Below are 25,651 nucleotides of genomic sequence, written 5' to 3'. Positions count from 1 at the left end.
GCGTTGTTTTTAAAAAACACGTTGTAAATAGTTTTTACGCTGATACGCTGGAGAACTAGCTTTTCTCCGGAACGTTCCGCCATGCGCCCTCGCCACGCCCTGCCTGCCCTCTTCCTGCTCGCAGGCGTGTCTCCCTGCATCGCTCGTACGGCGCTCTCTGCTGCTGCTGTTGAAAATGCCACCAGCATCGGCGAGATCAGCACCCGGAAGCTCGTCGACCCGACAGCGACCGACGAGCATCTCACGGTCAATGGCACCCAGCGGCCCGAAATCCAGAACTATCCTCACGCAGGCCCCGTCGGGCAGCCGCGTCGCGTCACCCCCCTGCAGAACAGGGCGCCGCATGGCACCCAGGGCGATTGGGGCGTTTTTACGAGGGGAAACGGTGAATCTGCCGGATTCGGCCCGGTAGGCCGTTATGGTATCGCCCCCTGGGCAGAAGACTGGTCATTCCTGCGCGACAAAAAGCGCCACGACGATCTGTTCGACCCTCTGAAATACATTCCTCTCACACGCAACGGTGACTGGTGGCTCAGTTTCTCGGGCGAAACGCGCCTGCGCAACTGGTCAGAAGAGGCGCCTTTTCTCGGCACGCGCGGCACGCCGGGCTCGGGACGCTTTGCCGTACGCAATCTCTACGGTGCCGACCTGCATCTCGGTCAGCACGTCCGGTTTTTCGGTCAGCTCGTGAACGGCGATGCTGGAGGATGGGGAGGCTATGGTTACAACAGCACGTTCCGAAAGCGTCTCGATTTGCAGCAGGGCTTCGTCGAGTTGCGCACCGGGCTCGCCAAGGCCAAAACCGGGTTGATCATCGGGCGGCAGCAATTCCTCGATGCCCCCTCCTACATTCTTTATAACCGGGAAACGCCCAATGTGCCGCTCGCCTGGAACGGCGTGCGCGGCTACGCCATCTGGCCGCGCCTACGCGCCGATGTGTACGATTTCGTCGGCACGAACATCACTTTCAACAAGATGTTCCATGACCGTGTCGACTGGAGCACGCGCCTCCATGGCCTGGACATCACCTGGGCGCCCCCTTCCTTCGCACTCGGATCGGAACGGATCTCGTCCTTTCTCGATCTCTTCCTCATCGCCTTTCGGGTGGGGGGCAGCTCTGCGGCCCTGCCCTATAACAAGACGACGCTCAGCGGCACGACGGCACGACAGAATTACGGATTCCGCTGGTATGGCGGCGCGCCTTCTTTCGAATTCTCGGTCGGCGGCCTTTATCAGGGGGGCAGTTTCGAGCTGAACCGCACAGGGCAAAACCGTACGGTCTCGGCCTACGCCTTCAATGCCATTGCAGGCTATCGTCACACCCCTTCGCCGCTGCATCCCTTCATCGGGCTTCAGGCCGATCTCTATTCCGGCGGCTCATCGCGCCGCAATGACGGCGCGATCGGCACCTATATCGCGCCGTTCAACCCGCAGACCAATTATCTCGACACCACCACCTATATCGCGCCGAGTAATCTCGTCAGCCTGTCGCCAGTCATTCGCCTGACGCCGCGCAACTGGCTCAGCCTTCAGTTCAAAAGTCCGCTCTTCTGGCGCGCCTCAACCGACGATGCCGTCTACGGCCCCTCCGGCGCCTACGCTTTTTCCAATCTGCATGGGGGCTTTATCGGTATCGTGCCTCAGGCATCCCTGACCTTGCAACTCAACCGCCATCTGACCTGGACACAATATGGCGCCCGCTTCATCGGGTCTGACGGGCTGCGGGCGGCAGGAGGAAAAAGCGGAAGCTACTACCAGTCGAACTTCGTCTTCCGTTTCTAGGCACTTCGTCGTAGGACCTGTTCCTTACGTTATCGAGACAGAGAGACAGCATGACTTCGGCGACACGGGAACTGACCATTCGAGGACTCGTTCTCGGCGCCCTGATCACGATCATCTTCACCGCTTCCAACGTCTATCTGGGCCTGAAAATCGGCCTGACCTTCGCCTCCTCCATCCCCGCAACCGTTATTTCCATGGCGGTATTGCGGGCGCTGGGCGGCAGCACCATTCTCGAAAACAATCTGGTCCAGACACAGGCCTCGGCAGCAGGCACGCTGAGCTGCGTGTTCGCCACCATACCCGGCCTGGTCATGATCGGATTCTGGAGCGGCTTTCCCTATTGGGAGAGTTTTTTCATCACCCTGCTCGGCGGCGCCACGGGCGTGCTGTTCACCATTCCGCTGAGACGCGCCCTGGTCACCCATAGCGCCCTGCCCTATCCGGAAGGCGTTGCCTGCGCCGAGATTCTGCGCGTAGCGTCACCCGAAGGCAACCAGCAGGCGCTCAAGGCCCTGATACGCGGCAGCCTGATCGCAGCAGGCCTGACCTTTCTCAGCACGGGGGTCAGAATTATAAAGGATGGCTGGAGCGCGACATTCTCGCTTGGCCCCTCCGTCTTTCGCCTACAGGGCGCCTATTCCCTGGCTTTGATCGGCACGGGCTATCTCGTTGGGCTCGGCGGCGGACTGGCAATGCTTGCCGGTGTCGTTATCGGTTGGGGCGTGGGCATACCGTGGCTCTGCACGGTCGTGGCGCACCCCGCCGGGGTGTCTGAGGCAGATTTTGCGACAGGGCTCTGGGTCCACAAGATCCGCTTCATGGGGGCCGGCACTATCGCCGTGGCGGCATGCTGGACGGTCTTTTCTCTTATGGGGCCGGTTCTGCGCGGATTGCGTGAGGCGTTTTCGCAAACGCATCGCGCCAGTCTGGACGAGACGGACCGCGATCTCCCCCCCCTTGTGATGAACCTTCTGCTTGGCGCGCTCATTCTCGGGCTCGGTGCGCTTTTCACACTTTTCCTCTGGCCGATCACACCCCATGATTTCTATCTCGTCATCATGCTGGGCCTTGGACTGGCTGCCTGTCTCTTCATCGGTTTTCTGGTCGCCAGCGCCTGCGGCTACATGGCGGGCATCATCGGTTCATCATCATCACCGATCTCCGGCATTTCGATCATCAGCGTCGTCGCGCTCTGTCTGGCGCTGCTCGGGCTGGAGACACTACACCTCGTGCCCGATGCGCTCTCAACCCATGATCAGCACAGCGCTATCGCCTATATCCTGTTCGTTCTGACGGCCCTCACCGGGTCGGCAGCTATTTCGAACGATAATCTGCAGGATCTGAAAACCGGACAATTGGTGGGTGCCTCGCCGTGGAAGCAGGAGGTCGTCCTCCTCATCGGCTGCGTCGTCGGCGCACTCGTCATTCCGCCCGTGCTGAATGTCCTCTATCAGGCTTACGGCTTCGGCAGCTCCCTGCCACGCCCTGACATGGATCCGTCGCGCGCACTCGCCGCACCGCAACCTGCTCTCATGGCCGATATTGCCCGAGGCATTCTGCTGCGCAATCTAGACTGGACCATGATCCTGATCGGCGCCGCGATCGGCGTTGCCCTGATCATCATCGACCGCTTGCTGAAAATCCGTAACCTCGCCATGCCGCCGCTCGCCGTTGGGATGGGTATTTACCTTCCCGCCGATGTGTCGGTCACCATCGCCATCGGCGCCATCATCGCCTTCTTTTTCGACCGCGCACCCCAAGCCGCGTCTCATAGCGATGACAGCACCGGCACTATGGTCGCATCGGGATTCATTGTCGGCGAAAGCCTGATCGGCGTAGTTATCGCCGTACTCAGCGGCATGACCGGCCATACCGATCTTCTGTCCATTCCGGTTGCGAAGAATTTCCAGAGCTTGATGGGCGTTGTCCTCTTCACCCTCGGCCTGATCTGGTTTGCACGCACCTTGCGCAAGGCCGCTCGGGCTCTCTGATTACTCGCCCCCCCTTCCTAATTATTTATAGGAGCCGGGCGTCGTCAGGCCCGATATGAAAAGACCGACCGGGAGCGAGTTCCCGATCGGTCTTTTTCACTGCCTAGAATGCCATGTGCCCGCGTGCAGAACACAGGAAAGCAGGTCAGTCTTTCCACCAGCGAACCGGCTCAGGATCGCGAGAGACGACTGCAGTTTCCTTGACACGCGGCGGGCGGCCTCTGCCTCTTTTGATAACTGGCTCGGCTGCCTCCTCGCCCGACGCCACCGGCTCGACGCGACGTTTCTGAGTTTCCTCGCGCAGTCTGGCAAGCTCAACCTGCGCTTCGAGAAGCGTCTGCTCAACCTCGGCACATTTCGCTTTCAACTCGGTCACATGCAGTTTCTCGTGGACGAGATGGGTCTCGAGTGTGCGCAGCTGTACCTGCACATTTCCTAGTTCGCGCTGCGCGTCTTCAGCACGGCGCTGCTCGAGCTTCAGGAGGTTACGAAGACGTGAAAGCTCTTCGCCGTGATCCTCACCCTGCGAAGATGGTGCGCGCAGGCTTGCTCGCGAAAGCTGGTGATGCTCGACGACGACCTGCCCCTCCTGAACGAAACGGCGGCGCCTTTGGTCAGGGGCGACTTTATGATGGCCGCCCTGGGTGTGTCTCTTGTTACTTTTGGTGCCCAGTCGCTCGAGCGCGAGACGAAGTGAATCTTCGCTAAGCTCACCATCATGATTAGTATCTTTATTATAGAAATCTGAGTCGGTACCCACTTTATGTCTTCCGATTGGAGAAAATCATCTAGATCTTGTGCATCAGTCTTGGCTCGTCCGGCATACGCTTCTGTGCCTGAATTCCGGGAAGGCCAAACTTTTCTTGTGGCCTGCTCCTAAACGAAATCCTCATATGTGTCACCTCAAAGGCTCTCCACATTCAGAGCAAATCGACAATAACCGTTACTTGGTAATAGAAATAATACATAGTATAAAAAAATTTTAAAATTTCTATTTTTATTTACATTGCATGAAGCCACTTTGGTGCACGATGCCCATATTCAGCAATGAAAATAGATCAGGCTCGAACTTGCAGAAACCAAAATAGCTTGAAACACCGTTGTTCTCAGCATTATCACAAAAACTTGTAGCGATACAGTGTTCGTTTCATTTTCGTGGATATTAAATGGAAGAGGCCGGCTCGGGCCTCTTCCAGTCCTCTATTTCAGACTTGGGTCCGTCGCCAAAGGACATCGGAACGACCGTTATCGTTCCTATGGCGCGCAAGCACGAAGAAATAATCGCTCACGCGATTCAGGAACATCACGGAAGAAGTGAGACGCGTCTGATCCAGTGCTACAACTCGCCTCTCGCTACGCCGCGCCACAACGCGTGCCATATGCGCCCAGCTTGCCCCGACCGAGCCGCCAGGCAGAACGAAACTTGTCAGAGGTTGCTGGCTTTCGCGCAGGGCGACAATTTCAGCATCCAGCCAGATAACCCCCTGGCCGATACGCGCCCCGTCATCTTCACGGTCAGGGATACAAAGAACCGCCCCAAGATCGAAAAGGAGATTCTGGATACGCTCCAGTTCGTCACGGCCCGGGCAATACAGTCGCACGAGCCCCACAACCGCATTGAGTTCGTCCACACACCCCATCGCTTCGATCAGGGGATCATCCTTCCGGATGCGTGCCCCATCTCCGAGCGAGGTCATGCCCCGATCTCCGCCGCGGGTGACGATCTTGTCGAGACGGACACTCACGAGCATCCCCTCTCAACGCGTGGATTTATGCGTCTTGCGAACAGCAAGCTTGGGAAACCAGCTATAGGCCGAAGAGATGACCTGCTTATCCAGTGTCTGTAGCCCTGCGGCTGCATTCTTGATATCGCTGTCCTTTGTGGTGGCCACCGAGGCGACGGCTTGTTCACTACCCTGCGACTCGTTACGCAGCGTAGTCACATAGGCCTTGTCAAAGGCTGGTCCATGCAGATGCGATACGCGATCAATCGTCGCCTGGTCGTTGGCCAGAGGCGTTTCGGTCAGGGTGAGATTATGCTTGCTCGCCAGAGTCGCCAGTGTCTTGCGATGCGCCTCGTAATTTTTCTCCGTCGTTTGAGCGAGATCTTTCACCTCGGTCGCACGCGCATGATCGGCCGCGAGCTTGCTCAGTGCGATCTGGGTAAGGTCATGCTCGTTAGCTTGCTGCAGAAATGCCGCATCAGCCGTCGTGAAAGGCGGCGCCTTGTCCGGCAGAGGGGGCAGCTTCGGATAGCCGGGCGTGCATGCGCAAAGCGGCAAGGCTGCCAATCCGATCCAGAGACCAGCTTTCATGATGATGACCTTTACTTCTTACTCTATGAGGACTGACGTTAACTGCCAGAAGCCTCGATCTGAACCCACTGAAGACGAAAGTGTTCCGCCCATGCTGCCATGGCAACGTCTGATTTTCATTTTCTGCGGTATTTTCGGTTGCGTCGCCGTCATGCTGTCGGCCCTCGGGGCTCATCTGCCCGATCAGGCCTTCATCACCGGCGGGCGCGCCATGCTGTCACGCGGGGTCGAGATGCTGATGTGGCATGTGCTCGCCCTGCTCGCTCTTGGCGCCAGCGGTATGGCCGTTCTGCGCTGGGTCGCTCTGCCCATGGCGCTGGGCACGCTGCTTTTCACCCTGCCAGTCGCCTCACTGGCGTTGAAAGGCCCGAATGTCGCGTTTCTGGCGCCTTTCGGCGGCACGCTGACCATGCTGGCCTGGCTGAGCCTGGCCGTTCTGGCCTGCTTCGTTCACCGCTTCAGGCGCGCGGTGAAATAGACAAGCGCCGTCTGAACCCCAAGTGCCACGAAAAAGCAGCAAAGCATGATCCCGATCAGAATGAGCTGTTCGCGACCCAGGCTGGTATCGATGCCGAACAGGGAATAGAGCGCCTGCCAGGCATCCGTTCCAGCCACCCATTGCACGCCATGTGACAGAAACGGCACGAACCGGATCAGGAACGCCAGCGCGAGCGTCAGCCCGACGAGCCCGATGGTACGAAGCAGGGTGGTGGTGATGGAGACTTCTCCTGCGGCCCCTTCCGCATCGTTGCGTTGTTTCATCAAAAGCCCTTCGTGCTCTTGTATTCCCTGACGGGACAAAACATTTCATACTCTGGCGGATTTTCAACCACCCTACCCTCAAACCTTTTTCAAGCTTCGAAAGGCCCGCATCGTGCTGAAACGCAAATTTGGCGTCCTGACCTCCCTCGCCCTCGGCCTCTCCGCGCTTGCGCCCGTTGCGATGCCCTGCGCAAGCGACACGGCATTCGCCGAAGACGGTCCGCCAGCACCGCCGAAGATCGACAGCTCAGTGCAGATCACACCGGCGAAGGACGTCTATCCCGATATCGCCCTCGCCAAGACCCAGGTCGAGGAGGCATTCGCCACGGCAGCGCGTACGAAACGCAAGGTGCTGATCGATTTTGGCGGCAACTGGTGCCCTGATTGCCGTATGCTGGCCGGGCTTTTCAATCAGCCGGAAGTTGCGCAATGGCTCGAATCACAATTCGTCGTCGTGCCGGTCAATGTCGGGCGCATCGACAAGAACCTCGATATCGCCCAGCAGTTCGGCGTTACCATTCATGAAGTTCCGACCGTGCTGATTGTCACACCGGGCCGCAAGCTGCTCAACGCCGATGGCGCGAATACGCTCGGCAATGCGCGTGCCATGTCGTCGCAATCAGTGCTTGATCTGCTCGATAAATGGAACCGCCGCGGCTGAATCCGGCCTTGCCCCCTCTCGCTAGAGAGGGGGCATCTCGTCACATCATGAGCATCTGCTCTGCTTCGTCCACGATTTCGGCCAGCGCATCGTCCTCGAAGGGCACAGTCAGCCCGGCATTGCGCACCAATGTGCAAAAAGCCTGGCTCCCCCCCGCTTCACAGAGCCCGCGATAAAGTTCGAGCGCGCGCGGGGCGTCGACCTGGGCAATCAGCCAGATCTGAAGCGCCACACAGAGCGCCAGCGTGTAATCGATATAATAAAAGGGCGACCCGTAAATATGGCGCTGGGCCTGCCAGCGGCCACCCTTTGCCGGGTAAGCGAGATCGCCCCAGTCGCGCCACGGAAGATACTGCTTCTCGAGCCTCTGCCAGGTCGCGTGACGCTCTTCAGGACTCATGCCCGGCTTGGCGTAAATCTCGTGCTGGAAATGATCGACACAGGCGCCATAAGGCAGAAAGCTCAGGCTCTCGATCAGATGCAGACGCCGATAGCGCTCGCCTGCCCCCTCTTCCACCAGCAGATCGATCTCGGGCCAAGTCAGAAATTCGAGGCCCATGGAATGGATCTCCGCCCCTTCCATGGTCGGCCAGAGCATATCGATCATCGGCAGATCGCGGCTTTTCCAGTTCTGGAAAGCGTGCCCCATTTCATGGGTAAACACGCCGATATCGCCATGAGTGCCATTGAAATTGGCAAAAATGAACGGTGTGCCCTGCGTCGAGAACGAGGTGCAGAAACCGCCTCCCGCCTTGCCCGCACGGTTTTTCAGATCGAGATAATTCTTCTCGACCATCTCCGAAAAGAAAGCAGCCATTTCGCCGCTCTCATCCAGACGGGTGAACATCTCCTTCGCCCGCGCGATCATCAGATCGTAATCGCCAGCGGGGCCGGGATTACCTCTCGGATCGACCAGCGCCTCATCCCAGGCTTTTAGACCGTCCCATCCCATTTCAAGCTGGCGCCGCTGCAAGAGCGCCTGGACCAAGGGTGTGACATGGCTGGCGATACGCTCGCGAAAGCGCGCGACATCCTGCGCATTGTAGTCGGTACGACGCATACGGCGATAACCGAGATCGATGTAGGAATCGAAGCCGAGCGTATGGGCCATAGCGGTACGCAGACGCACGAGATCATCGAAGATGCGATCGAGCTGGGCGCCATTCGCCTCGTAGAATCCCCAGCGTGCGGCCTCAGCCTCATACCGTGTGGCGCGATCGGGGTCCTGCTGAAAAGGCTCCAGCCCGGAGAGATTATGGCTCTCCCCCCGAAAAGCGATCTCCCCCGCGGCAAGCAGGGCCGTGTACTCCGCCGAAAGACGCGCCTCTTCTGCCAGCAAGGCCTCGATACGCACGTCAAACGTCGTGATGTCGGCATCCCAGAGCGCCAGCACATGAGCGTCCAGATGCGTTGCGACCTCGTCACGACGCGCGAGTACGCGCTTCTTGATCTGTGTCTCCAGATTGATGGCGTAGGGTGTCAGACTATCGGCATAGTCACGCGCGGCAACATAATCGGCGTTGCGCGTATCCTGCGAAAAGCGCAGCTCCACCAGAGCCGACCAGGATTCATAGGCGCGACGCTGCGCGTCGAAACGCGCGAGCCCATGCGCAAGATCGTCGCCATCCAGCGCAGCGCCTATCGCCGCATAGGCGTTATCCAACGTCTCTCGCGTAGGTGTCGGAAAATCCAGAGTCTTGAATTCGGGGAAGGATGTGATCATGCGCCCATGGTCGCATTCCGTCCCGGCTTCGTCCAGTCAGGCCTCGCACAGCCCGGCTTCGGCTAGCGCGGCCAAACCTGATCTGCCCCGGTCCGTCAGGCGCGCTTCCGTCAGGTGAGTGTCAGAAGGAAGCGCTCCAGCCTCGCACAGGCCTCGACCAGCAAGGCGTCCGACGCGGCGACGGACAGACGGATATGGCCCGTCTGGCCGAAGGCACTCCCCGGCACGACGCTCACATGCGCTTCTTCAAGCAGCGCTTCGGCGAAAGCGACATCATCGACGATCACACGCCCAGCGGCACTCGTTTTGCCCAGCGCACCGCTGACACCGGGAAAAACGTAAAACGCCCCCTCGGGCATGGCACAGGTAACGTGCGGCATGGCGCGCAATTTCGACACAACAAAGTCGCGGCGGGACTGATAGACATCGCGCATGGCTTCTCGCCCTGTCACCGGCAAGCCCAGCGCCGCGAGCGCCCCGGCCTGCGCCAAGGTGCAGATACCCGATGTTGCGTTGCTCTGGATGCTGGTCATGGCTTTGATCAGCGGCGCCGGACCACCGCAGAAGCCGACACGCCAGCCGGTCATGGCATAGGCCTTCGCCATGCCATTGATCGTCAAAATGCGGTTCTTGAGGTCGGGGGCAACACTGGCCAGAGAGGCGTGGTTTTTTCCGCCGAACGTCAGATGCTCGTATATCTCGTCCGCCATCACCAGCACATGCGGCACGTCACGCAGCACGACGGCGATCGCTTCGAGATCATCGCGCTCCAGAATGGCACCGCTTGGATTATTCGGAAAATTGAGAACCAGCCAACGCGTCCGCGGGGTAATGGAAGCGCGCAGCGCTTCGGCCTTGAGGCGAAACCTGTCTTCCTCACGGCAGGTCACTGCAACCGGCACGCCCCCCATCATCTGCGCGATGATCGGATAACTCACCCAATAAGGCGCGGGCACGATGACCTCATCACCCGGATCGATGGTCGCAGCAAACGCATTATAGATGAGCTGCTTGCCGCCATTGCCGATCAGAATTTCTTCGGGCGCGTAGTTCAGACCGTTTTCATCGCGGAATTTCTTCACAACCGCGGTCTTGAGCACAGGCTGTCCGCCCACGGGCGGATATTTGGTATCGCCACGCAGACCGGCCTGATAGGCCGCCTCGACGGCCTCAGGCGGTGAGGGAAAATCCGGCTCGCCCAGCGCCAGAGAAATGACGTCGATACCCTGCGCTTTCAGCGCCCGGGCTTTCGCCGACATTGCGATCGTTGCGGGCTGCGGCAGCCCTTGAAGACGCTGTGCCAGACGAAAGCTCATGATTAGGTTCTCAGCTCAGGGAAGCGCAGAAACGCTGGATGCGTGTGCAGGCTTCGCGCAGGCTCTCAGTGTCGGTGGCGTAGGAAATACGGAAATAACCCGGCGTCAGGAAAGCGCTGCCATGCACGGCTGCGACGCCCGTTTCCTCAAGTAATTCGGTGACGAAAATCTCGTCATTCTCGATCACTTTACCCGTGCTCGTCTTCTTGCCGATCACACCCGCAATGGACGGGAAGACGTAGAACGCCCCCTCGGGGCGAATGCAGGTCAGACCCGGCGCCTGAGCCAGCATCGACAGAACGAGATCGCGGCGTTCCTGATAGACCGAAACCATGCCACCGATAAAATCCTGAGGACCGGTGACGGCTTCAAGCGCAGCAGCCTGCGCAATCGAGCAGGGGTTGCTCGTGCTCTGCCCCTGCAATTTGATCAGCGCCTTGGTCAGTTCGACGGGTGCTGCGGAGAAACCGATACGCCAGCCGGTCATGGCATAGGCTTTCGAGACACCGTTCATCGTCACCACACGCTCGCGCAGTTTCGGCTCGACCTGTACCAGCGTCTTGCTGACCAGCCCGTCATAGACCAGCTTGGCGTAAATATCGTCGGTCAGCACCCAGACACGCGGATGATCGAGCAGCACATCGCAGAGCGCGCGCAGATCGGCCTCGGAATAGACGGCGCCCGTCGGATTGCAGGGCGAGTTTAGCACCAGCCATTTGGTCTTCGGGGTAATGGACGCTCGCAGCGTCTCGGCGTCGAGACGAAAACCGTTTTCAGGCCTGGTCTGCACCACCACAGGCGTACCATCGGCCAGTGCCACGATGTCGGGATAGGAAACCCAGGCTGGCGCCGGGATGATGACTTCATCCCCCGCGTCGAGTGTCGCGGTGAACACGTCATAAATGACCTGCTTCCCGCCCGTGGAAACCACGATTTCCTCAGCCTTGTAGTCAAGGCCGAAATCGCGGTTCAACCATGCCGCAACAGCCTTGCGCAAGGCAGGCGTGCCCGCAACATCGGTATAACGTGTTTCGCCTCGCGCAATCGCGTCGCAGGCGGCCTGTTTGACGTTTTCAGGCGTCTCGAAATCAGGCTCACCGGCGGAGAGGCTGATAATGTCCCGCCCCGCTTCTTTCAGGGCCCGCGCTTTCTGCGAGATGGCGATCGTCTGGCTGGGGGAGATCCGGTTGAGCCGGGCAGCGATCAGGGACATATCTTCCTCCGGCTGGCTCTCAGGCCAGCTTCTGCATTTCCTGAAGAACGGCGGCACCCATTTCCTCGGTGCCAACGCGCTTCATACCTTCGGACATGATATCGGCTGTACGCAAGCCGCTCGACAGCACGTTCGAGACAGCTTTCTCGACGAGAGCCGCCTCTTCCTCACGCTTGAGAGAATAGCGCAGCAGCATGGCGAAAGAGAGGATCTGTGCCAGCGGGTTGGCGATGCCCTGCCCTGCAATATCGGGCGCCGAACCATGGATCGGCTCATAGAGCGCATGGCGCTTGCCATTCTCCTGCACCGGGCCAAGCGTGGCCGAGGGCAGCATGCCCAGCGAGCCGGTCAGCATCGAAGCCAGATCGGACAGCAGATCGCCGAACAGATTGCCCGTCACGATGACGTCGAACTGCTTGGGATTGCGCACGAGCTGCATGGCGCAGTTATCCGCCAGCATATGGCTCAACGTGACATCGCTGTATTCGCGCTCATGCAAGGCGGTCACGACCTGCTTCCACAGCAGACCGCTCTCCATCACGTTGCACTTCTCGACCGAGCAGACATGGTTACCGCGCAAACGGGCAAGCTCGAACGCCACACGGGCCACACGCTCGATTTCGGACGTCGTGTAGACTTCGGTATTGATGCCGCGCTGCGACCCATCGGGCAGTGTTTCGATACCGCGCGGCTCGCCGAAATAGATGCCGCCAACCGTCTCGCGCACGATCATGATATCGAGCCCGGCCACCAGCTCCGGCTTCAGCGAGGACGCATCGACCAGCGGCGCAAAAACCTGCGCGGGGCGCAGATTGGCAAAGAGTTCGAGCTCCTGACGCAGGCCCAGAATGGCGGCTTCAGGGCGCTTGTCGAACGAGACATGGCTCCATTTCGGATCGCCCACCGAGCCGAACAGCACAGCATCGGCTTCCTTGGCGAGTGCGACCACCTCGGGGCGCAGCGGCACGCCATGAGCGGCGAGAGACGCACCACCGACCAGTTCTTCCGTCAGCTCAAGAGCAAGCCCCTTGGCCTCACCGAGCCAGCGCACGATCCTGACGACCTCACGCATGACTTCGGGGCCGATCCCGTCGCCGGGAAGAACGAGTAGCTTGGTGGCCTGGCTCACGAAACCTTCTCCATCACAATAGTGGGGCGCCAGGATTCGTCTCTCTGACGCTTCTGCTCGAAGGATTGTATCGCGCTGTCGTGCTGAAGCGTCTGCCCGATATCGTCGAGCCCCTCGATCAGCATATGTTTGCGAAAATTATCGACCTCGAACGCGATAGTGCTGCCATCGGGACGCTGCACGATCTGGTTTTCCAGATCGATGGTGATGCGGGCATTCGCCCCCATCTGCGCGTCGTCCATGAGCGACTCACAGATCTCGCGCGGCAGGCGGATCGGCAGAATGCCGTTCTTGAAGCAGTTATTGAAAAAGATATCGGCAAAGCTCGGCGCTATCACGCAGCGAATACCGAAATCCAGCAGCGCCCAGGGCGCATGTTCGCGAGACGACCCGCAGCCGAGATTATCGAGCGTGATCAGGATTTCGGCCTTGCGATAGGGCTCGCAATTGAGCACGAAATCGGGCTTCTCCGACCCATCATCGTTATAGCGCTGGGCGGCAAAGGCATTCTTACCCAGACCGCTGCGCTGAATGGTCTTGAGAAAACGCGCCGGGATGATCTGGTCGGTATCGATATTCTCGACCGGCATCGGGGCCGCAATGGCCGTGAGTGTCGTGAACTTGTCCATCATGCCATCTCCCGCACATCGACAAAGCAGCCCGAAACCGCCGCCGCCGCCGCCATGGCTGGCGAGCACAGATGGGTCCGTCCGCCTGGGCCCTGACGACCCTCGAAATTACGGTTGGACGTCGAGGCGCAACGCTGGCCGGAGGTCAGCTTGTCGGGGTTCATGCCAAGGCACATCGAACACCCGGCTTCACGCCATTCGAACCCGGCCTCGCGGAAAATCAGATCCAGCCCCTCTGCTTCGGCAGCCGCTTTCACATTGCCCGAGCCCGGCACCACCATGGCTCGCACACCGGGCGCCACATGACGCCCCTTGGCAACCGCCGCGGCAGCCCGCAAATCTTCGATACGGCTATTGGTGCAGGAGCCGATAAATGCCACGTCGATCCTGGTACCCGCGATCTTCTGACCGGCCTCAAGCCCCATGTAATCGAGCATACGCTGCACCTGGCGGGCACGCGCCGGATCGTTGAACTGCGCCGGATCGGGCACGATGCCATCAATCGCGATCACATCTTCAGGGCTGGTGCCCCAGGTCAGATTTGGCTGAATCTCGGCAGCATCGAGCGAGACTTCGGTGTCGAACACCGCGCCTTCATCGGTCGCCAGCGTACGCCAGTAAGCGCAGGCTTTTTCGAAATCCTCGCCCTTGGGGGCAAAGCGGCGCCCTTCGACATAGGCAAAGGTCGTCTCATCGGGCGCAACCAGACCGGCGCGGGCTCCTGCCTCTATCGACATGTTGCACAGCGTCATGCGCCCAGCCATGTCGAGCGCGCGGATGGCATCGCCGGCAAACTCCATGACATGACCGGTACCGCCTGCGGTCCCGATCTTGCCGATAATCGCCAGCATAATGTCTTTCGCCGTTACGCCGGGGCCGACCTGGCCCGCGACCGTGATGCGCATGTTCTTCGCGGGCTTTTGCAGCAGGGTCTGCGTCGCCATGACATGTTCGACCTCTGACGTGCCGATGCCAAAGGCCAGAGCCCCCATTGCACCATGGGTCGAGGTATGGCTGTCACCGCAGACAATGGTCATGCCAGGCAGGGAGATGCCCTGCTCGGGCCCCACCACATGCACGATCCCCTGGTCTTTCGAACGCAGCTTGAAATAGGGAACGCCGAATTCGGCAACGTTCTTTTCGAGCGTCTCGATCTGGAGCCGGGATTCCGGCTCCTCGATCGGCAGCGAGCGGTCGGAGGTCGGCACGTTGTGATCGACCACGGCAACCGTCGCATCCGGGCGGCGCAGACGACGCCCGGACATCCTAAGGCCTTCGAAAGCCTGAGGGCTTGTCACCTCGTGTAGAAGGTGACGGTCTATGTAGAGAATGCAGGTGCCATCCGGGAGGCGCTCGACCACATGGTCATCCCAGATTTTATCGAACAGGGTTCGGGCCACTACACTCTCCTTATTTCATAAACCTGTTTCAGCTAACCTGAACTTAGGAAGCCGTCTTCACCGTGTCACGGGGACGCTCGGCAATACGTGCCGACTTACCGCTACGCTCACGCAGATAGTACAGCTTTGCACGACGCACCTTGCCGCGACGAACGACAGCGATCTCGGCGATGCTGGGCGAGTACAGCGGGAAGATACGCTCCACGCCTTCACCGTTGGAGATCTTGCGAACCGTGAAGTTGCTGTTCAGGCCCTTGTTGGAACGGGCAATCACAACGCCTTCATAAGCCTGAACACGCTCACGAGTGCCTTCGACAACGCGCACGCCAACGCGCACGGTGTCACCGGCCTGGAATTCGGGAACCGGACGGGCGGCGGTCAGACGCTCGATTTCGCGCGCCTCATACTGCTGGACAATGTTCATGTTACTTCTCCGAGAATACGAAAATTTATCTGTTAGTCTTGGCTTCAGCATAAGCCGCCCAGAGATCGGGGCGTCTGACCTGGGTCGTCTGGCACGCCTGCTCGTGGCGCCATGCCGCTATCGCTGCATGATGCCCCGAGAGCAGAACCGGCGGCACATCCATACCCTCCCATGAGGCGGGCTTGGTGTAATGCGGGTATTCGAGCAGCCCGTCACCAAAGCTTTCTTCGGCATCGCTCAGCTCCGACCCCATCACACCGGGCAGAAGGCGCACGCAGGAATCGAGCAGCGCATAAGCAGGGATTTCCCCACCGGACAGCACAAAATCGCCAAGCGAGATCTCGACGACGTCGCGTCGCGCCAGAACCCGCTCATCGACGCCCTCGAAGCGCCCGCACAGCACCACCACACCATCGCCAGAGGCGAACTCACGAGACTGCGCCTGGGTCAGACGAGCGCCGCGTGGCGTAGGGTAGATGACCGGACGGCCCTCGACTGCGATCGAATCCAGCGCCTCGGCGACCACATCGGCCCGAAGCACCATTCCCGCACCACCCCCGAAAGGCGTGTCGTCCACGGCGCGATGACGCCCGCGACCGAAACCGCGCAGATCATGCACACCCATCGACCAGACGCCTTCTTCAAGCGCCCGCCCCGCCAGGGAGAACCCGAGCGGCCCCGGAAACATGTCCGGGAAAAGGGTGAGAATATCCGCGCGCCAGGTCATGAACGCACCGCCACATCACCCTTGCCCGACAGGTCGCCCTCGACTTCCACCTCATGCGGCGGTTCGACAACGACCCTGCCCTGATCGACATCGATCTCGGGCACGCAGGCCTGGGTGAACGGCACGATCACATCCTGTCCGCCCCCGGTAATTTCCAGGCTGACACCCGCGCCGTAATCATGAACGATCGCAATCGTGCCCAGCACCTTGCCCTCACGGGTTTCGGCACGCAGACCGATCAGATCGGCATGATAGAACTCGTCCTCATCTGCCTCGGGCAGGCTATCCCGCTCGACATACAGCTTGAGGTTGACGAGACGCGCGGCTTCGTCGCGGTCGGTAATGGCGCGGCCTGACGCATCGTACAGACGCGCGATGCCATGACCCTGCCATTCCGCACGCCAGACGCTGCCCTTCTCATCGCGCAACACGCCGATATCCTCGACCGAAGCCGGGTCGTCGGTTGCCGCAAAAAGATGCACGAGCCCCCGCACGCCGTGGGGCCTGCCCACGGTCGCAACAAGAATATTTCTCGAGGCAGTGCCGGATGTCATGGAATGCTGAAGCCTATCCCTGGTCTATGGCTCAGGCTGCGGCCTTGGCGGCTGCACGCTCCTGGGCGCGCTTCTTCGGCGCGGACTGCTTGGGCTGCTCGTTGTAAACGGGCTTCTCGATCAGACCGGCATTGCCGAGGAAACGGGCAACACGATCGGTCGCCTGCGCGCCGTTCGACAGCCAGTGCTTGATGCGCTCGTCGTTCAGACGGATACGATCGGCGTGGTCGGAGGGCAGCATCGGGTTGTACGCGCCAACCTTCTCGATGAAGCGGCCGTCACGCGGGCTGCGGCTGTCTGAAATCACGATGTGGTAGTACGGACGCTTCTTGGCACCTGCACGCGAAAGGCGGATCTTGACGCTCATTTTTTAAACTCCAGGGTATCGAAAACTGTGTGAAATCATGCCGGATGGGGTTAGCGGCGCGGGCCGCCAAAGCCACCGCCGGGCCGCCCGCCGGGAGCACCGCCCGACATGAGACCGGAAAGCATCTGCTTCATGCCACCGAGGCCCATCTTGCTGATGCGCTTCATGATGGTGGACATATCGTCAAACTGCTTGAGCAACTTGTTGACCTCCTGCACGGTCGTGCCGGAACCGGCAGCGATACGCTTCTTGCGGGAAGCCTTGATCATGGCGGGCGTCTTGCGCTCGTCCTTGGTCATAGAGGAAATAATGGCCTGATGGCGCTTGAAGATCGAGGTATCGAGATCCTGATCGCCCAGCTTTTCCTTCAGCTTGCCCATGCCGGGCAGCATGCCGACGATGCCCGAAATCGAGCCCATCTTGCCGATCTGGCGCAGCTGCGAGGCATAATCGTCGAGATCGAACTTGCCCGCCATCATCTTCTTGGCGACGCGTTCGCTCTCCTCATGGTCGAGCGTTTCGCTGGCCTTCTCGACCAGCCCGGCAATATCGCCAAGGCCGAGGATACGACCGGCTACACGCTCAGGGTAGAAATCGTCGAGCGCCTCGAGCTTCTCGCCAAGACCGACCAACTTGATCGGCGCGCCTGTGATCGCACGCATCGACAGCGCCGCACCACCGCGCGCATCGCCATCCATACGGGTCATGACCACACCGGTGATGCCGACTGCCTCGTTGAAGCGCTGGGCCGTGTTCACGGCATCTTGGCCTGTCATGGCATCGACCACGAGCAGCGTCTCGACCGGACTGGTCGCATCGCGCACGTCGCGAACTTCCTGCATCAGGGCTTCATCGATCGACAGACGACCTGCCGTATCGAGAATGACGACGTCATAGCCTTCGCGACGCCCGGTTTCGAGCGCGCGCTTGGCGATCTCTACAGGCTGCTGACCGGCGATGATGGGCAGTGAACCCACGCCAACACGCTCGGCCAGCTGCTGAAGCTGCAACTGAGCAGCAGGGCGCTGCACGTCGAGTGAGGCCAGCAGCACACGCTTGCGCTCACGGGTAAGGAGGCGAAGGGCGATCTTGCCAGAGGTCGTGGTCTTGCCCGAACCCTGAAGACCGACCATCAGAACGGGCACAGGCGCCGCCGCAGAGAGATTGAGCGGCACATTGCCCGCGCCGCCAAGCGCCTCGATCAGCGCGTCATTGACGATCTTGGCAACGGCCTGGCCGGGAGAAATGCTTTCCAGCACCTCCGTTCCGACGGCCTTTTCCTTAACCTTGTTGACGAAGTCGCGCACGACGGGCAGCGCCACGTCAGCATCCAGCATGGCCAGACGCACTTCACGCATCGCTTCGGCAACATCCGCCTCGGACAGCCTGCCGCGCTTGGACAGACCCTCAAATACACCGGAAAGTTTGCCAGAAAGCGTGTCGAACACGTGGAACCCTTATAAGCAACAGAAAGACGCCACTGCGCGAGCCTTCGCGAGGTGGCGTTTCAAATCTGGTCAGGCAGCTAAAGGGGTAGGAGCACAAAGTCAAGACAAAAGCGGCGCCCGAGCCCTGTAGCTGCCCGCCCCGTCAATAAATGAAGGGCGACCTTCAATTAGGGGGCGTCAGCTTCATCCTTGTCTGCATCGCCCTTGGCGTGGGGCGGACGCAGGAGATCGCGGATCTGCCCTTCCAGTGAGTCGAGCTTCTCCTGCGTCGTGCGGGCCTTGTCGAGCTGTTCCGGAGTCAGGATATCATGGATCGCAACAGCGTCGGCCGCCATCGCCTCTTCGTCCTTCGCGTTGAGCGCCTCCTTCTGCTTGATCAACGCATCGAGCTTTGCCTTGTCGACCGGCCCCTTGGCCATCAGCAGCGCACCGATCTTCTGATCGAGGTCGAAGCGCTGATGCATGGCATCACGACGCTCGGTACGGTGGCCGTGCATCAGCGCATGGATCTTGTCGCGCTGCTCCTTTGTCAGATCGACGCCATGGAGCATGCCCATCAGCGGCGGCGGCATCATCGGCCCCATATGGCCGGGAGGCGCCATAGGGCCGGGCGGGAGCGGCATGGGCGCATGGGCGTAGGCCAGCGCCATGAAAGACGGCGCGGCTGCCAGAGCCAGCATGCTGAAAGTCTTCTTCGAGATCATACTCGTCATCTTCCTGTATTTGCGAAGACATCAAGAACGATGCCTATGACCACTTTCTACCAAGAAGAATAAGGAGAACGAGGGCCAAAGCACTACAGAATGTATGGATTGTTACAGGGGCTCTACTGTCAGAGAAACGACACAAAAACGTCCCGCAGGCGCCCTCGTGTCATGGTTAACACATTAATGTTACGTACATGTCATTTCCTTGTTAATCACAGGAAAGAATGACAGCCTGCGACCGTGCATTCCTGATGGAGTGACACGCGACGAACCGGATCGATAAAAGCCATGCGAACCATGTCTGGGCTCATACCTGAAGCGCCTCCCCCGAAGATCGAGCAGCAGCGCCTTCGTCTGCGCTCCGGGCGGCCCCTGTCCTGTTACATTTCCCGAGATAACGAGTTGTTGTGGTGCGTTTTCGCCACATAAGCCGATGCAGTTGCCCGGCACCGGTCCGGGTTGCCAGCTCCCTCTTCCAGATACGCCTTCTCCAGCCCAAAGCGCCTACCCAAGGACAGTCCACATGAAGAAAACCCTGCTTCTGGCCAGCGCGGCCCTCGGCTTCGGCCTTGTCGCTCAGGCCAAGGCCGATACGACGCTCACGATCGCGACCGTCAACAACGTGCAGATGATCGAAATGCGCAAGCTTTCGACCGTGTTCGAGAAGGCCCATCCCGATATCCATCTGCGCTGGGTCACGCTGGAAGAGAATGTGCTGCGCCAGCGCGTGACAACGGATATCGCCACCCATGCAGGGCAGTTCGATATTCTGACCATTGGCAACTACGAGGTCCCGCTCTGGGCCAAACAGGGATGGCTCTATAAATTCGACACCCTCCCCGCCGCCTACGACCTGAGCGACATCATCGCCTCGGTGCGCGAGAGTGTGAGCTACGAAGGCAAGGTCTACGCCCTGCCCTTCTATGCCGAGAGCGTCATGACGCTGTACCGCAAGGATCTGTTCGCCAAGGCCGGGATCACCATGCCCGAGACGCCGACCTATGATCAAATCCGCGAATTTGCGGAAAAGACCACTGACAAGGCGAGCGACACTTACGGCATCTGCCTGCGTGGCAAGCCGGGCTGGGGCGAGAACATGACCATCGTCACCACCATGGTGACCGGCTTCGGCGGTCAGTGGTTCGACATGAGCTGGAAGCCGACGCTCAACACCCCAGCCTGGCACAACGCCATCACCTATTATGCCTCACTCCTAAAACAGTTCGGCCCTCCCGGCGCCAGCGCAAACGGTTTCAACGAGAATCTCTCGCTCTTCGCTACCGGCCATTGCGCCATCTGGATCGATGCCACCAGTGCAGCCGGGACCGTGTTCGACCCCAAGCAGAGCAGCGTTGCCGACAAGGTGGGCTTCGCCTCTCTCCCCACAGGCAGCTTCAAGGGTGGCCCGACCTGGCTTTGGTCCTGGAACCTGGCCATTCCCGCATCGTCCACCCATGCCGAAGCCGCCAGCACCTTCATTCAATGGGCAACCTCGAAAGAGTATATCCAGCTCGTCGCCAAGACCGATGGCTGGGTGAATATTCCGCCCGGCACGCGTAGCTCATCCTATCAATCGCCCGAATATCAGAAGGTCGCGCCCTTCTCGTCCTTCGTGCTGAAGGCGATCGAGACCTCCAACCCGTCCGGTCAGACGGCGCAGCCGCGCCCCTATGTCGGCGCCCAGTTTGTCGACATCACCCCATTTCAGGGTATCGGCACGCAGGTGGGACAGACCATTGCCTCAATCATCGCAGGATCGAACACCGTCGATGCAGGCCTGAGCGCGGCGAATGCGGCAACCAACCGCGTCATCCGTCAGGCGGGCTATCAAAAATAAGCACTAAGCCGGGGCGTTTGCGCCCCGGTCCTGCCCCACCCGCTTCGCTCCCATGGCCGCGACTTCGCTTACCTCGAAGCGCTGCATTGGCCTCGATACCGCTGGCGCCCGCAACTTTGTGTGACGGCGCCAACCGGCTGGTTTTCTCCGTGTTCTGACATCATCACGATCACGGAAGAAAACCATGGCACAGAACGGTTCAGCTCCAGTCTGGTGGAAAGACGCTGTCATCTATCAGATCTATCCGCGCTCCTTCGCCGATTCAAACGGTGACGGCATCGGCGATCTTCCCGGTATCATCAGCCATATGCCTTATCTGGAACGGCTAGGCGTCGACGCGCTCTGGATCTCGCCCTGTTTTCAGTCGCCCCAAGGCGATGCCGGCTACGATATCTCCGATTATCGCAAGATCGATCCTCTATTCGGCACGGTCGCCGATTATGAGACCATGATAAAGGAAGCCCATGATCACGGGCTGCGTATCATTGCCGATATGGTGCCGAACCACACATCAGATCAGCACAAATGGTTCAAGGAGGCTTTGGCCTCCGAACCGGGCAGCGCTGCGCGCGAACGCTATCTGTTTCGCGATGGGAAAGGAAAGGATGGGTCAGAGCCCCCCAATAACTGGCAGAGCGTCTTCGGTGGCATCGCCTGGACGCAGGAACCGGAACGTAAGGACGAGAAACCCCGCCAGTGGTACCTGCATCTCTTCGATAGCTGCCAGCCGGATCTCAACTGGGATAATCCCGAAGTACGTTCCGAATTCGAGTCTGTCCTGCGCTTCTGGCTCGATCGGGGAGTCGACGGCTTCCGCATCGACGTCGCTCATGGGCTGATCAAGGAAAAAGGCCTTCCGCCCTATACCGAGCGTGCCACCATGGTCGGCGAAGACGATGACAAGACGCCGAGCGATGCCCCGATGTGGGACCGCGACGGCGTGCATGAAATCTATCGTGCCTGGCACAAATTACTGGCCAGCTATCCCGGCGACCGCATGCTGGTGGCAGAAGCCTGGGTGAAGCCTCTCTCACGCCTCGCCTGTTATGTTCGCCCCGACGAGATGCAGCAGACCTTCAATTTCGACTATCTGCTCTGCCGCTGGAATGCCGCCAAATACCGCGAGATCATCACGGATTCGCTCGAGGCCATGCACGAAGTCGGGGCGATCACGGCGTGGGTGATGTCCAACCACGACACGGTACGCCATGCCTCACGTCTGGGCCTGAAAAATGCGGGTGCTCGCCCTCAGGGCATCGATGCGGCACACGAGCAACCAGACGAAGCTCTGGGTCTAAGACGCGCTCGCGCGGTCATTTTCATGACGCTCGGCCTGCCGGGTTCGGCCACGCTCTATCAGGGCGAAGAACTTGGCCTGCCCGATCATACCAAACTCGACAGGAAATATCGTCAGGACCCGGCCTTCTTCCGCACCGACGGCAAGGAGATCGGTCGTGACGGGTGCCGTATTCCTCTTCCCTGGAAGGCTGACGGCCCGTCCCTCGGCTTTAACCAGAGCGGTGAACTCTGGCTGCCACAACCTGAGCAATATAAAGACTACGCGGTCGCCTTGGAAGAAAAAGACCCGGACTCGACACTCGCGCTTTACCGCAGCCTGCTCGCGCATCGCAAGGCATTCAGCCTCGGTCGCGGAACACTCGAATGGGCGGCCGCGCGAAAAGATGTGGTCGAATTCTGTAATGGTCCTGTCAGGGTCATTCTCAATTGCGGAGACAAGGAAATCGCCCTCCCCGCAGGCGAGATCCTCGTCGCAAGCCACGCCATCGAAAAACCCGGCCTTTTGCCCGCCAATTCGGCTGTGTGGATGACTGAAGAAGCCCGCTGACCAAACAAAGAGACGTCATGCCCGGCTTTGACGCCGGGCAGATAAGAAACGCCTCTCGCTAGACCACGCTCATATCAGGCAGAACGCCCCCTGAGCCAGTCGCGCGCGACTGTAAGTTCCTGCCTGAAACGCAGCTCCTCTTCCTGAGCCCTCTCTGGCTCGGGCAAGCGCAGCAGATAAGACGGATGGATCGTTGCGAGGCTGGGCGGGCGTGTCGCATTCCCTTCGCGCACATGCCCTCTCAGCGTACCGAGACGACTGACGCGTCCTTCCACTGCCTGAAGCGCGGTAGCCCCCAGGGTCACAATCAGCTTTGGCTTTACAAGCCTGATCTCCTGTTCGAGCCAGGGTGAGCACGCAACGATCTCGGTGCGTCCCGGCGCCTGGTGGATACGGCGACGCCCCTTGGAAACGAATTTGAAGTGTTTCACCGCATTGGTGAGATAGACCTCATCACGCTCGATACCGACCTGAGACAGCACACGATCGAGCACCTGCCCTGCTGGCCCCACAAATGGCCTACCCTGCAAATCCTCCTGATCGCCCGGCTGTTCGCCAACGAGCATCAATGACGCATGCTCCGGCCCCGCTCCCGGCACACTTTGCGTTGCGTAACGGCAGAGATCGCAACGCTGACAACTCTCCAATGCGCGTGACAGCGCGGGTAATCCACCGAGCGCCTCGCCCCGTGCTTCCTCCTGCGCCTCTCTCTCCCGCCATTCTGCCTGATGACGCTCGTGAAAGACCGGAGCCCGGCCGTCATTCTGCGTTGCTACCATGGCCGCAACACGGTTTTCCGCATCGGCCAGCATTTGCGGTATCAGGCGGGTTTCAGGGAGGTTTTTCCAGTATTTTGTCGGCATCTCCGAGCGCATCGCCTTTGTCTTGATGCGCGCCGGATTGAAGATCGACTGGTAATAACTGTGCCAGAGCGTCTCGACATCGTCTTTCAGATCCGGCGGCGCACAGGGAGTACGGTCACAGATCAGCTTGCCATTTTCGAACAGGATCGAGCCGATCGGAGTCAGGATCATCCAGTCCATGTCCGAAAAGCGCTCGGCGAAGAACGGCGCCACTGTCTCAAGAATGAAATTCTCCGGCTCGAACCACGCGATGAAATGCCTTCGCCCCTCCTTGTCGGGCTGCGTGGCTTCGCGAAAGCGCACGAACGCCTTCATCTTATGCATATCGCGGCGTATCTGCTGCGTCATGCGCGCTGCCTCCCTGATATCGGGATCGGTCGCGATGGCAAGCAGGGCGGGCTCTGTCTGAAGACGCCATAAAAGCCGATAAGCCAAGGCAAAGCGCTTCGGATCGTTATGACGTAATATCGTCCGCAGAAGAGCCAGACCGGCCTTGGGTATATGGCCTACCGGGGTCTCGCGACTCTCATTCGGCACGTCGTTGCCCGGCCTTTCGGATTCAGCCCCGAATAAGTCGGTCTGCGCCGCATCGGGGCTGATCCATTCGATCTGTCCCGGCGCAAGACGCTCTGCGAGCGCTGCGCGCGCAAGGCCTCGCCATGTTGCGAAATCCGCATCGCGAGCGAGTTGAATACGCTTCAAAGTAGGCGAAGCTGCTGCGGCTGAGGGCGGAAAGCGGCGGCCAGATTATCGCGATCGATCAGACGCGCAGGATTCCAGTCGCTCGTGACGATAAAGGGTCTGACCTTGCGCAATGAGACTTTCAATCGCTCCACATCTTCCAGCCGGATCGCGCAATGCCGTCTGGCTGAAAGCAGCGCCCCCACAGAACGCGGCCCCAGACCCGGCACGCGCAATAACATCTCGCGGCTGGCCCGGTTCAGATCGACAGGAAACAAGGCACGGTTCTGCAAGGCCCAGGCCAGTTTGGGGTCGAGCTCGAGATCGAGCATGCCGTCTGCACGCTCAGCCACGATCTCGTCGAATGAAAATCCATAAAAGCGCACCATCCAGTCTGCCTGATAAAGGCGGTGCTCCCGTATCAGCGGTGGCGATTGCGCAGGCAAGGCAAGAGACGAATCAGGAATAGGGCTAAACGCCGAGTAATAGACACGACGCAGCGCATAGCCCGAATAAAGCGATGCCGAACTGCGCAGAATATCGCGATCGGTCGATTGATCTGCCCCGATGATCATCTGCGTGCTCTGTCCCCCCGGCGCAAACCGACGCGGTTTACGCCCACTCAGACTACGGTCGCCCGATTCCTCGATCCTGAGGCGAAGCGCCCCCATGCTCTGGCGAATATGCCCGGCATCTTTCTCCGGCGCATAGGCGGCAAGACCCGCCTCTGTCGGCATCTCGACATTGATCGACAGACGATCGGCATAAAGCCCGGCCTCTTCGATCAGATGAGGCGCTGCATCGGGAATAGTCTTGAGGTGAATATAGCCGTGGAAATGATGCTTGAGCCGCAGTTCTCGCGCGACACGCACCATTTCTTCCATCGTATAATCCGAAGAGCGGATGACACCGGAGGAGAGGAACAGCCCCTCAATGTAATTGCGCCGATAGAATTCGAGAGTGATCCAGATAATTTCCTCAACCGAGAACCGGGTACGCTCGATTTTGGACGACGAACGATTGATGCAATAGGCGCAGTCGTAGATGCAGAAATTCGTCATCAATATCTTGAGCAACGAGATGCATCGACCGTCAGGCGTATAGGCGTGACAAATCCCATTCGAAGCTTTCGACCCCAGCCCCTGCTCGCCTGCTTTCTTCTTGGAGCTTACGCCGCTCGACGCACAGGACGCGTCGTATTTGGCGGCATCCGACAAGATTTCCAGACGGGCAGCAAGGGTCTTTTTCATGTTCTGGAGATGGGGAAACCTCCAGA

The 25,651-nt window shown here is 59.7% G+C and carries 24 protein-coding genes; 6 read left to right on the top strand and 18 right to left on the bottom strand.

Features of this window, described 5'->3' with window-relative positions; translation table 11 throughout:
• Positions 1–81 precede the first annotated feature (81 nt).
• The gene (locus ABHV46_RS14215; RefSeq protein ID WP_438382012.1) at positions 82–1,782 is read left to right on the top strand and encodes an alginate export family protein; all 1,701 of its coding nucleotides are present in this window, start codon (positions 82–84) and stop codon (positions 1,780–1,782) included.
• 50 nt (positions 1,783–1,832) lie between these two features.
• Complete coding sequence (locus ABHV46_RS14210; RefSeq protein WP_438382011.1) at positions 1,833–3,773, top strand: OPT family oligopeptide transporter; 1,941 nt, start codon at positions 1,833–1,835, stop codon at positions 3,771–3,773.
• 145 nt (positions 3,774–3,918) lie between these two features.
• On the opposite strand, the gene ABHV46_RS14205 is transcribed toward ABHV46_RS14210, so the two are convergent.
• The 3 genes from ABHV46_RS14205 to ABHV46_RS14195 form a co-directional block, all read right to left on the bottom strand.
• Positions 3,919–4,533: a hypothetical protein gene (locus ABHV46_RS14205; protein ID WP_438382010.1), complete on the bottom strand. Its 615-nt coding sequence runs from the start codon at positions 4,531–4,533 to the stop codon at positions 3,919–3,921.
• A 445-nt stretch (positions 4,534–4,978) separates the two neighbouring features.
• Positions 4,979–5,518: a cob(I)yrinic acid a,c-diamide adenosyltransferase gene (locus ABHV46_RS14200; RefSeq protein WP_438382009.1), complete on the bottom strand. Its 540-nt coding sequence runs from the start codon at positions 5,516–5,518 to the stop codon at positions 4,979–4,981.
• A 12-nt stretch (positions 5,519–5,530) separates the two neighbouring features.
• A complete protein-coding gene (locus ABHV46_RS14195; protein ID WP_438382008.1) occupies positions 5,531–6,088 on the bottom strand; it encodes a DUF4142 domain-containing protein in 558 nt (185 codons plus the stop codon).
• A gap of 91 nt (positions 6,089–6,179) precedes the next feature.
• Between ABHV46_RS14195 and ABHV46_RS14190 the strand changes: the two genes are divergently transcribed.
• Positions 6,180–6,566 carry a DUF423 domain-containing protein gene (locus ABHV46_RS14190; protein ID WP_438382007.1) on the top strand — a complete coding sequence of 129 codons (387 nt, stop codon included), beginning with the start codon at positions 6,180–6,182 and terminating at the stop codon, positions 6,564–6,566.
• Here the strand turns inward: ABHV46_RS14190 and ABHV46_RS14185 are convergent.
• A complete protein-coding gene (locus ABHV46_RS14185) occupies positions 6,539–6,850 on the bottom strand; it encodes a hypothetical protein (RefSeq protein WP_438382006.1) in 312 nt (103 codons plus the stop codon). The two genes, ABHV46_RS14190 and ABHV46_RS14185, sit on opposite strands and share 28 nt — an antisense overlap.
• Before the next feature lie 112 nt (positions 6,851–6,962).
• On the opposite strand from ABHV46_RS14185, the gene ABHV46_RS14180 reads away from it, so the two are divergent.
• Entirely contained in the window at positions 6,963–7,511 is a 549-nt protein-coding gene (locus tag ABHV46_RS14180; RefSeq protein ID WP_438382005.1) for a thioredoxin family protein, read from the top strand.
• A 40-nt stretch (positions 7,512–7,551) separates the two neighbouring features.
• Here ABHV46_RS14180 and ABHV46_RS14175 read toward each other — a convergent pair whose 3' ends face one another.
• The 12 genes from ABHV46_RS14175 to ABHV46_RS14120 all read right to left on the bottom strand — a co-directional run bounded on the left by ABHV46_RS14175 (position 7,552) and on the right by ABHV46_RS14120 (position 19,145).
• Entirely contained in the window at positions 7,552–9,234 is a 1,683-nt protein-coding gene (locus ABHV46_RS14175) for a M3 family oligoendopeptidase (RefSeq protein ID WP_438382004.1), read from the bottom strand.
• A 110-nt stretch (positions 9,235–9,344) separates the two neighbouring features.
• On the bottom strand, positions 9,345–10,550 hold the full coding sequence (locus ABHV46_RS14170) for a pyridoxal phosphate-dependent aminotransferase (protein ID WP_438382003.1): 1,206 nt from the start codon (positions 10,548–10,550) through the stop codon (positions 9,345–9,347).
• A 10-nt stretch (positions 10,551–10,560) separates the two neighbouring features.
• Entirely contained in the window at positions 10,561–11,763 is a 1,203-nt protein-coding gene (locus ABHV46_RS14165; protein ID WP_438382002.1) for a pyridoxal phosphate-dependent aminotransferase, read from the bottom strand.
• A gap of 19 nt (positions 11,764–11,782) precedes the next feature.
• Positions 11,783–12,835, bottom strand: coding sequence for a 3-isopropylmalate dehydrogenase (gene leuB, locus ABHV46_RS14160; RefSeq protein WP_438384430.1), 1,053 nt, complete (start codon positions 12,833–12,835; stop codon positions 11,783–11,785).
• Between the two features lie 53 nt (positions 12,836–12,888).
• Positions 12,889–13,521, bottom strand: coding sequence for a 3-isopropylmalate dehydratase small subunit (gene leuD / locus ABHV46_RS14155; RefSeq protein WP_438384427.1), 633 nt, complete (start codon positions 13,519–13,521; stop codon positions 12,889–12,891).
• Positions 13,521–14,921 carry a 3-isopropylmalate dehydratase large subunit gene (gene leuC, locus ABHV46_RS14150; RefSeq protein ID WP_438382001.1) on the bottom strand — a complete coding sequence of 467 codons (1,401 nt, stop codon included), beginning with the start codon at positions 14,919–14,921 and terminating at the stop codon, positions 13,521–13,523. The genes leuD and leuC overlap by 1 nt, the downstream gene beginning before the upstream one ends.
• A gap of 43 nt (positions 14,922–14,964) precedes the next feature.
• Entirely contained in the window at positions 14,965–15,345 is a 381-nt protein-coding gene (gene rplS, locus ABHV46_RS14145) for a 50S ribosomal protein L19 (RefSeq protein WP_025884695.1), read from the bottom strand.
• Positions 15,346–15,370: 25 nt separating this feature from the next.
• On the bottom strand, positions 15,371–16,072 hold the full coding sequence (trmD, locus tag ABHV46_RS14140; protein ID WP_438382000.1) for a tRNA (guanosine(37)-N1)-methyltransferase TrmD: 702 nt from the start codon (positions 16,070–16,072) through the stop codon (positions 15,371–15,373).
• The gene (gene rimM, locus ABHV46_RS14135) at positions 16,069–16,626 is read right to left on the bottom strand and encodes a ribosome maturation factor RimM (protein WP_438381999.1); all 558 of its coding nucleotides are present in this window, start codon (positions 16,624–16,626) and stop codon (positions 16,069–16,071) included. The genes trmD and rimM overlap by 4 nt, the downstream gene beginning before the upstream one ends.
• 31 nt (positions 16,627–16,657) lie before the next feature.
• Positions 16,658–16,993: a 30S ribosomal protein S16 gene (rpsP, locus tag ABHV46_RS14130; RefSeq protein WP_025841964.1), complete on the bottom strand. Its 336-nt coding sequence runs from the start codon at positions 16,991–16,993 to the stop codon at positions 16,658–16,660.
• 50 nt (positions 16,994–17,043) lie between these two features.
• Entirely contained in the window at positions 17,044–18,441 is a 1,398-nt protein-coding gene (gene ffh, locus ABHV46_RS14125; protein ID WP_438381998.1) for a signal recognition particle protein, read from the bottom strand.
• A 167-nt stretch (positions 18,442–18,608) separates the two neighbouring features.
• A complete protein-coding gene (locus ABHV46_RS14120; protein ID WP_438381997.1) occupies positions 18,609–19,145 on the bottom strand; it encodes a Spy/CpxP family protein refolding chaperone in 537 nt (178 codons plus the stop codon).
• Positions 19,146–19,671: 526 nt separating this feature from the next.
• Between ABHV46_RS14120 and ABHV46_RS14115 the strand changes: the two genes are divergently transcribed.
• Positions 19,672–20,985, top strand: coding sequence for an ABC transporter substrate-binding protein (locus tag ABHV46_RS14115; RefSeq protein ID WP_438381996.1), 1,314 nt, complete (start codon positions 19,672–19,674; stop codon positions 20,983–20,985).
• 184 nt (positions 20,986–21,169) lie between these two features.
• A complete protein-coding gene (locus ABHV46_RS14110; RefSeq protein ID WP_438381994.1) occupies positions 21,170–22,831 on the top strand; it encodes a glycoside hydrolase family 13 protein in 1,662 nt (553 codons plus the stop codon).
• Between the two features lie 74 nt (positions 22,832–22,905).
• Here ABHV46_RS14110 and ABHV46_RS14105 read toward each other — a convergent pair whose 3' ends face one another.
• A complete protein-coding gene (locus ABHV46_RS14105) occupies positions 22,906–24,396 on the bottom strand; it encodes a UdgX family uracil-DNA binding protein (RefSeq protein ID WP_438381993.1) in 1,491 nt (496 codons plus the stop codon).
• On the bottom strand, positions 24,393–25,625 hold the full coding sequence (locus ABHV46_RS14100; RefSeq protein ID WP_438381992.1) for a putative DNA modification/repair radical SAM protein: 1,233 nt from the start codon (positions 25,623–25,625) through the stop codon (positions 24,393–24,395). The genes ABHV46_RS14105 and ABHV46_RS14100 overlap by 4 nt, the downstream gene beginning before the upstream one ends.
• Positions 25,626–25,651 lie beyond the last annotated feature (26 nt).

It is taken from the genome of Asaia sp. BMEF1 (assembly GCF_051628905.1).
Lineage (GTDB): Bacteria > Pseudomonadota > Alphaproteobacteria > Acetobacterales > Acetobacteraceae > Asaia.
This window is presented reverse-complemented; position numbering and strand designations above follow the sequence as displayed.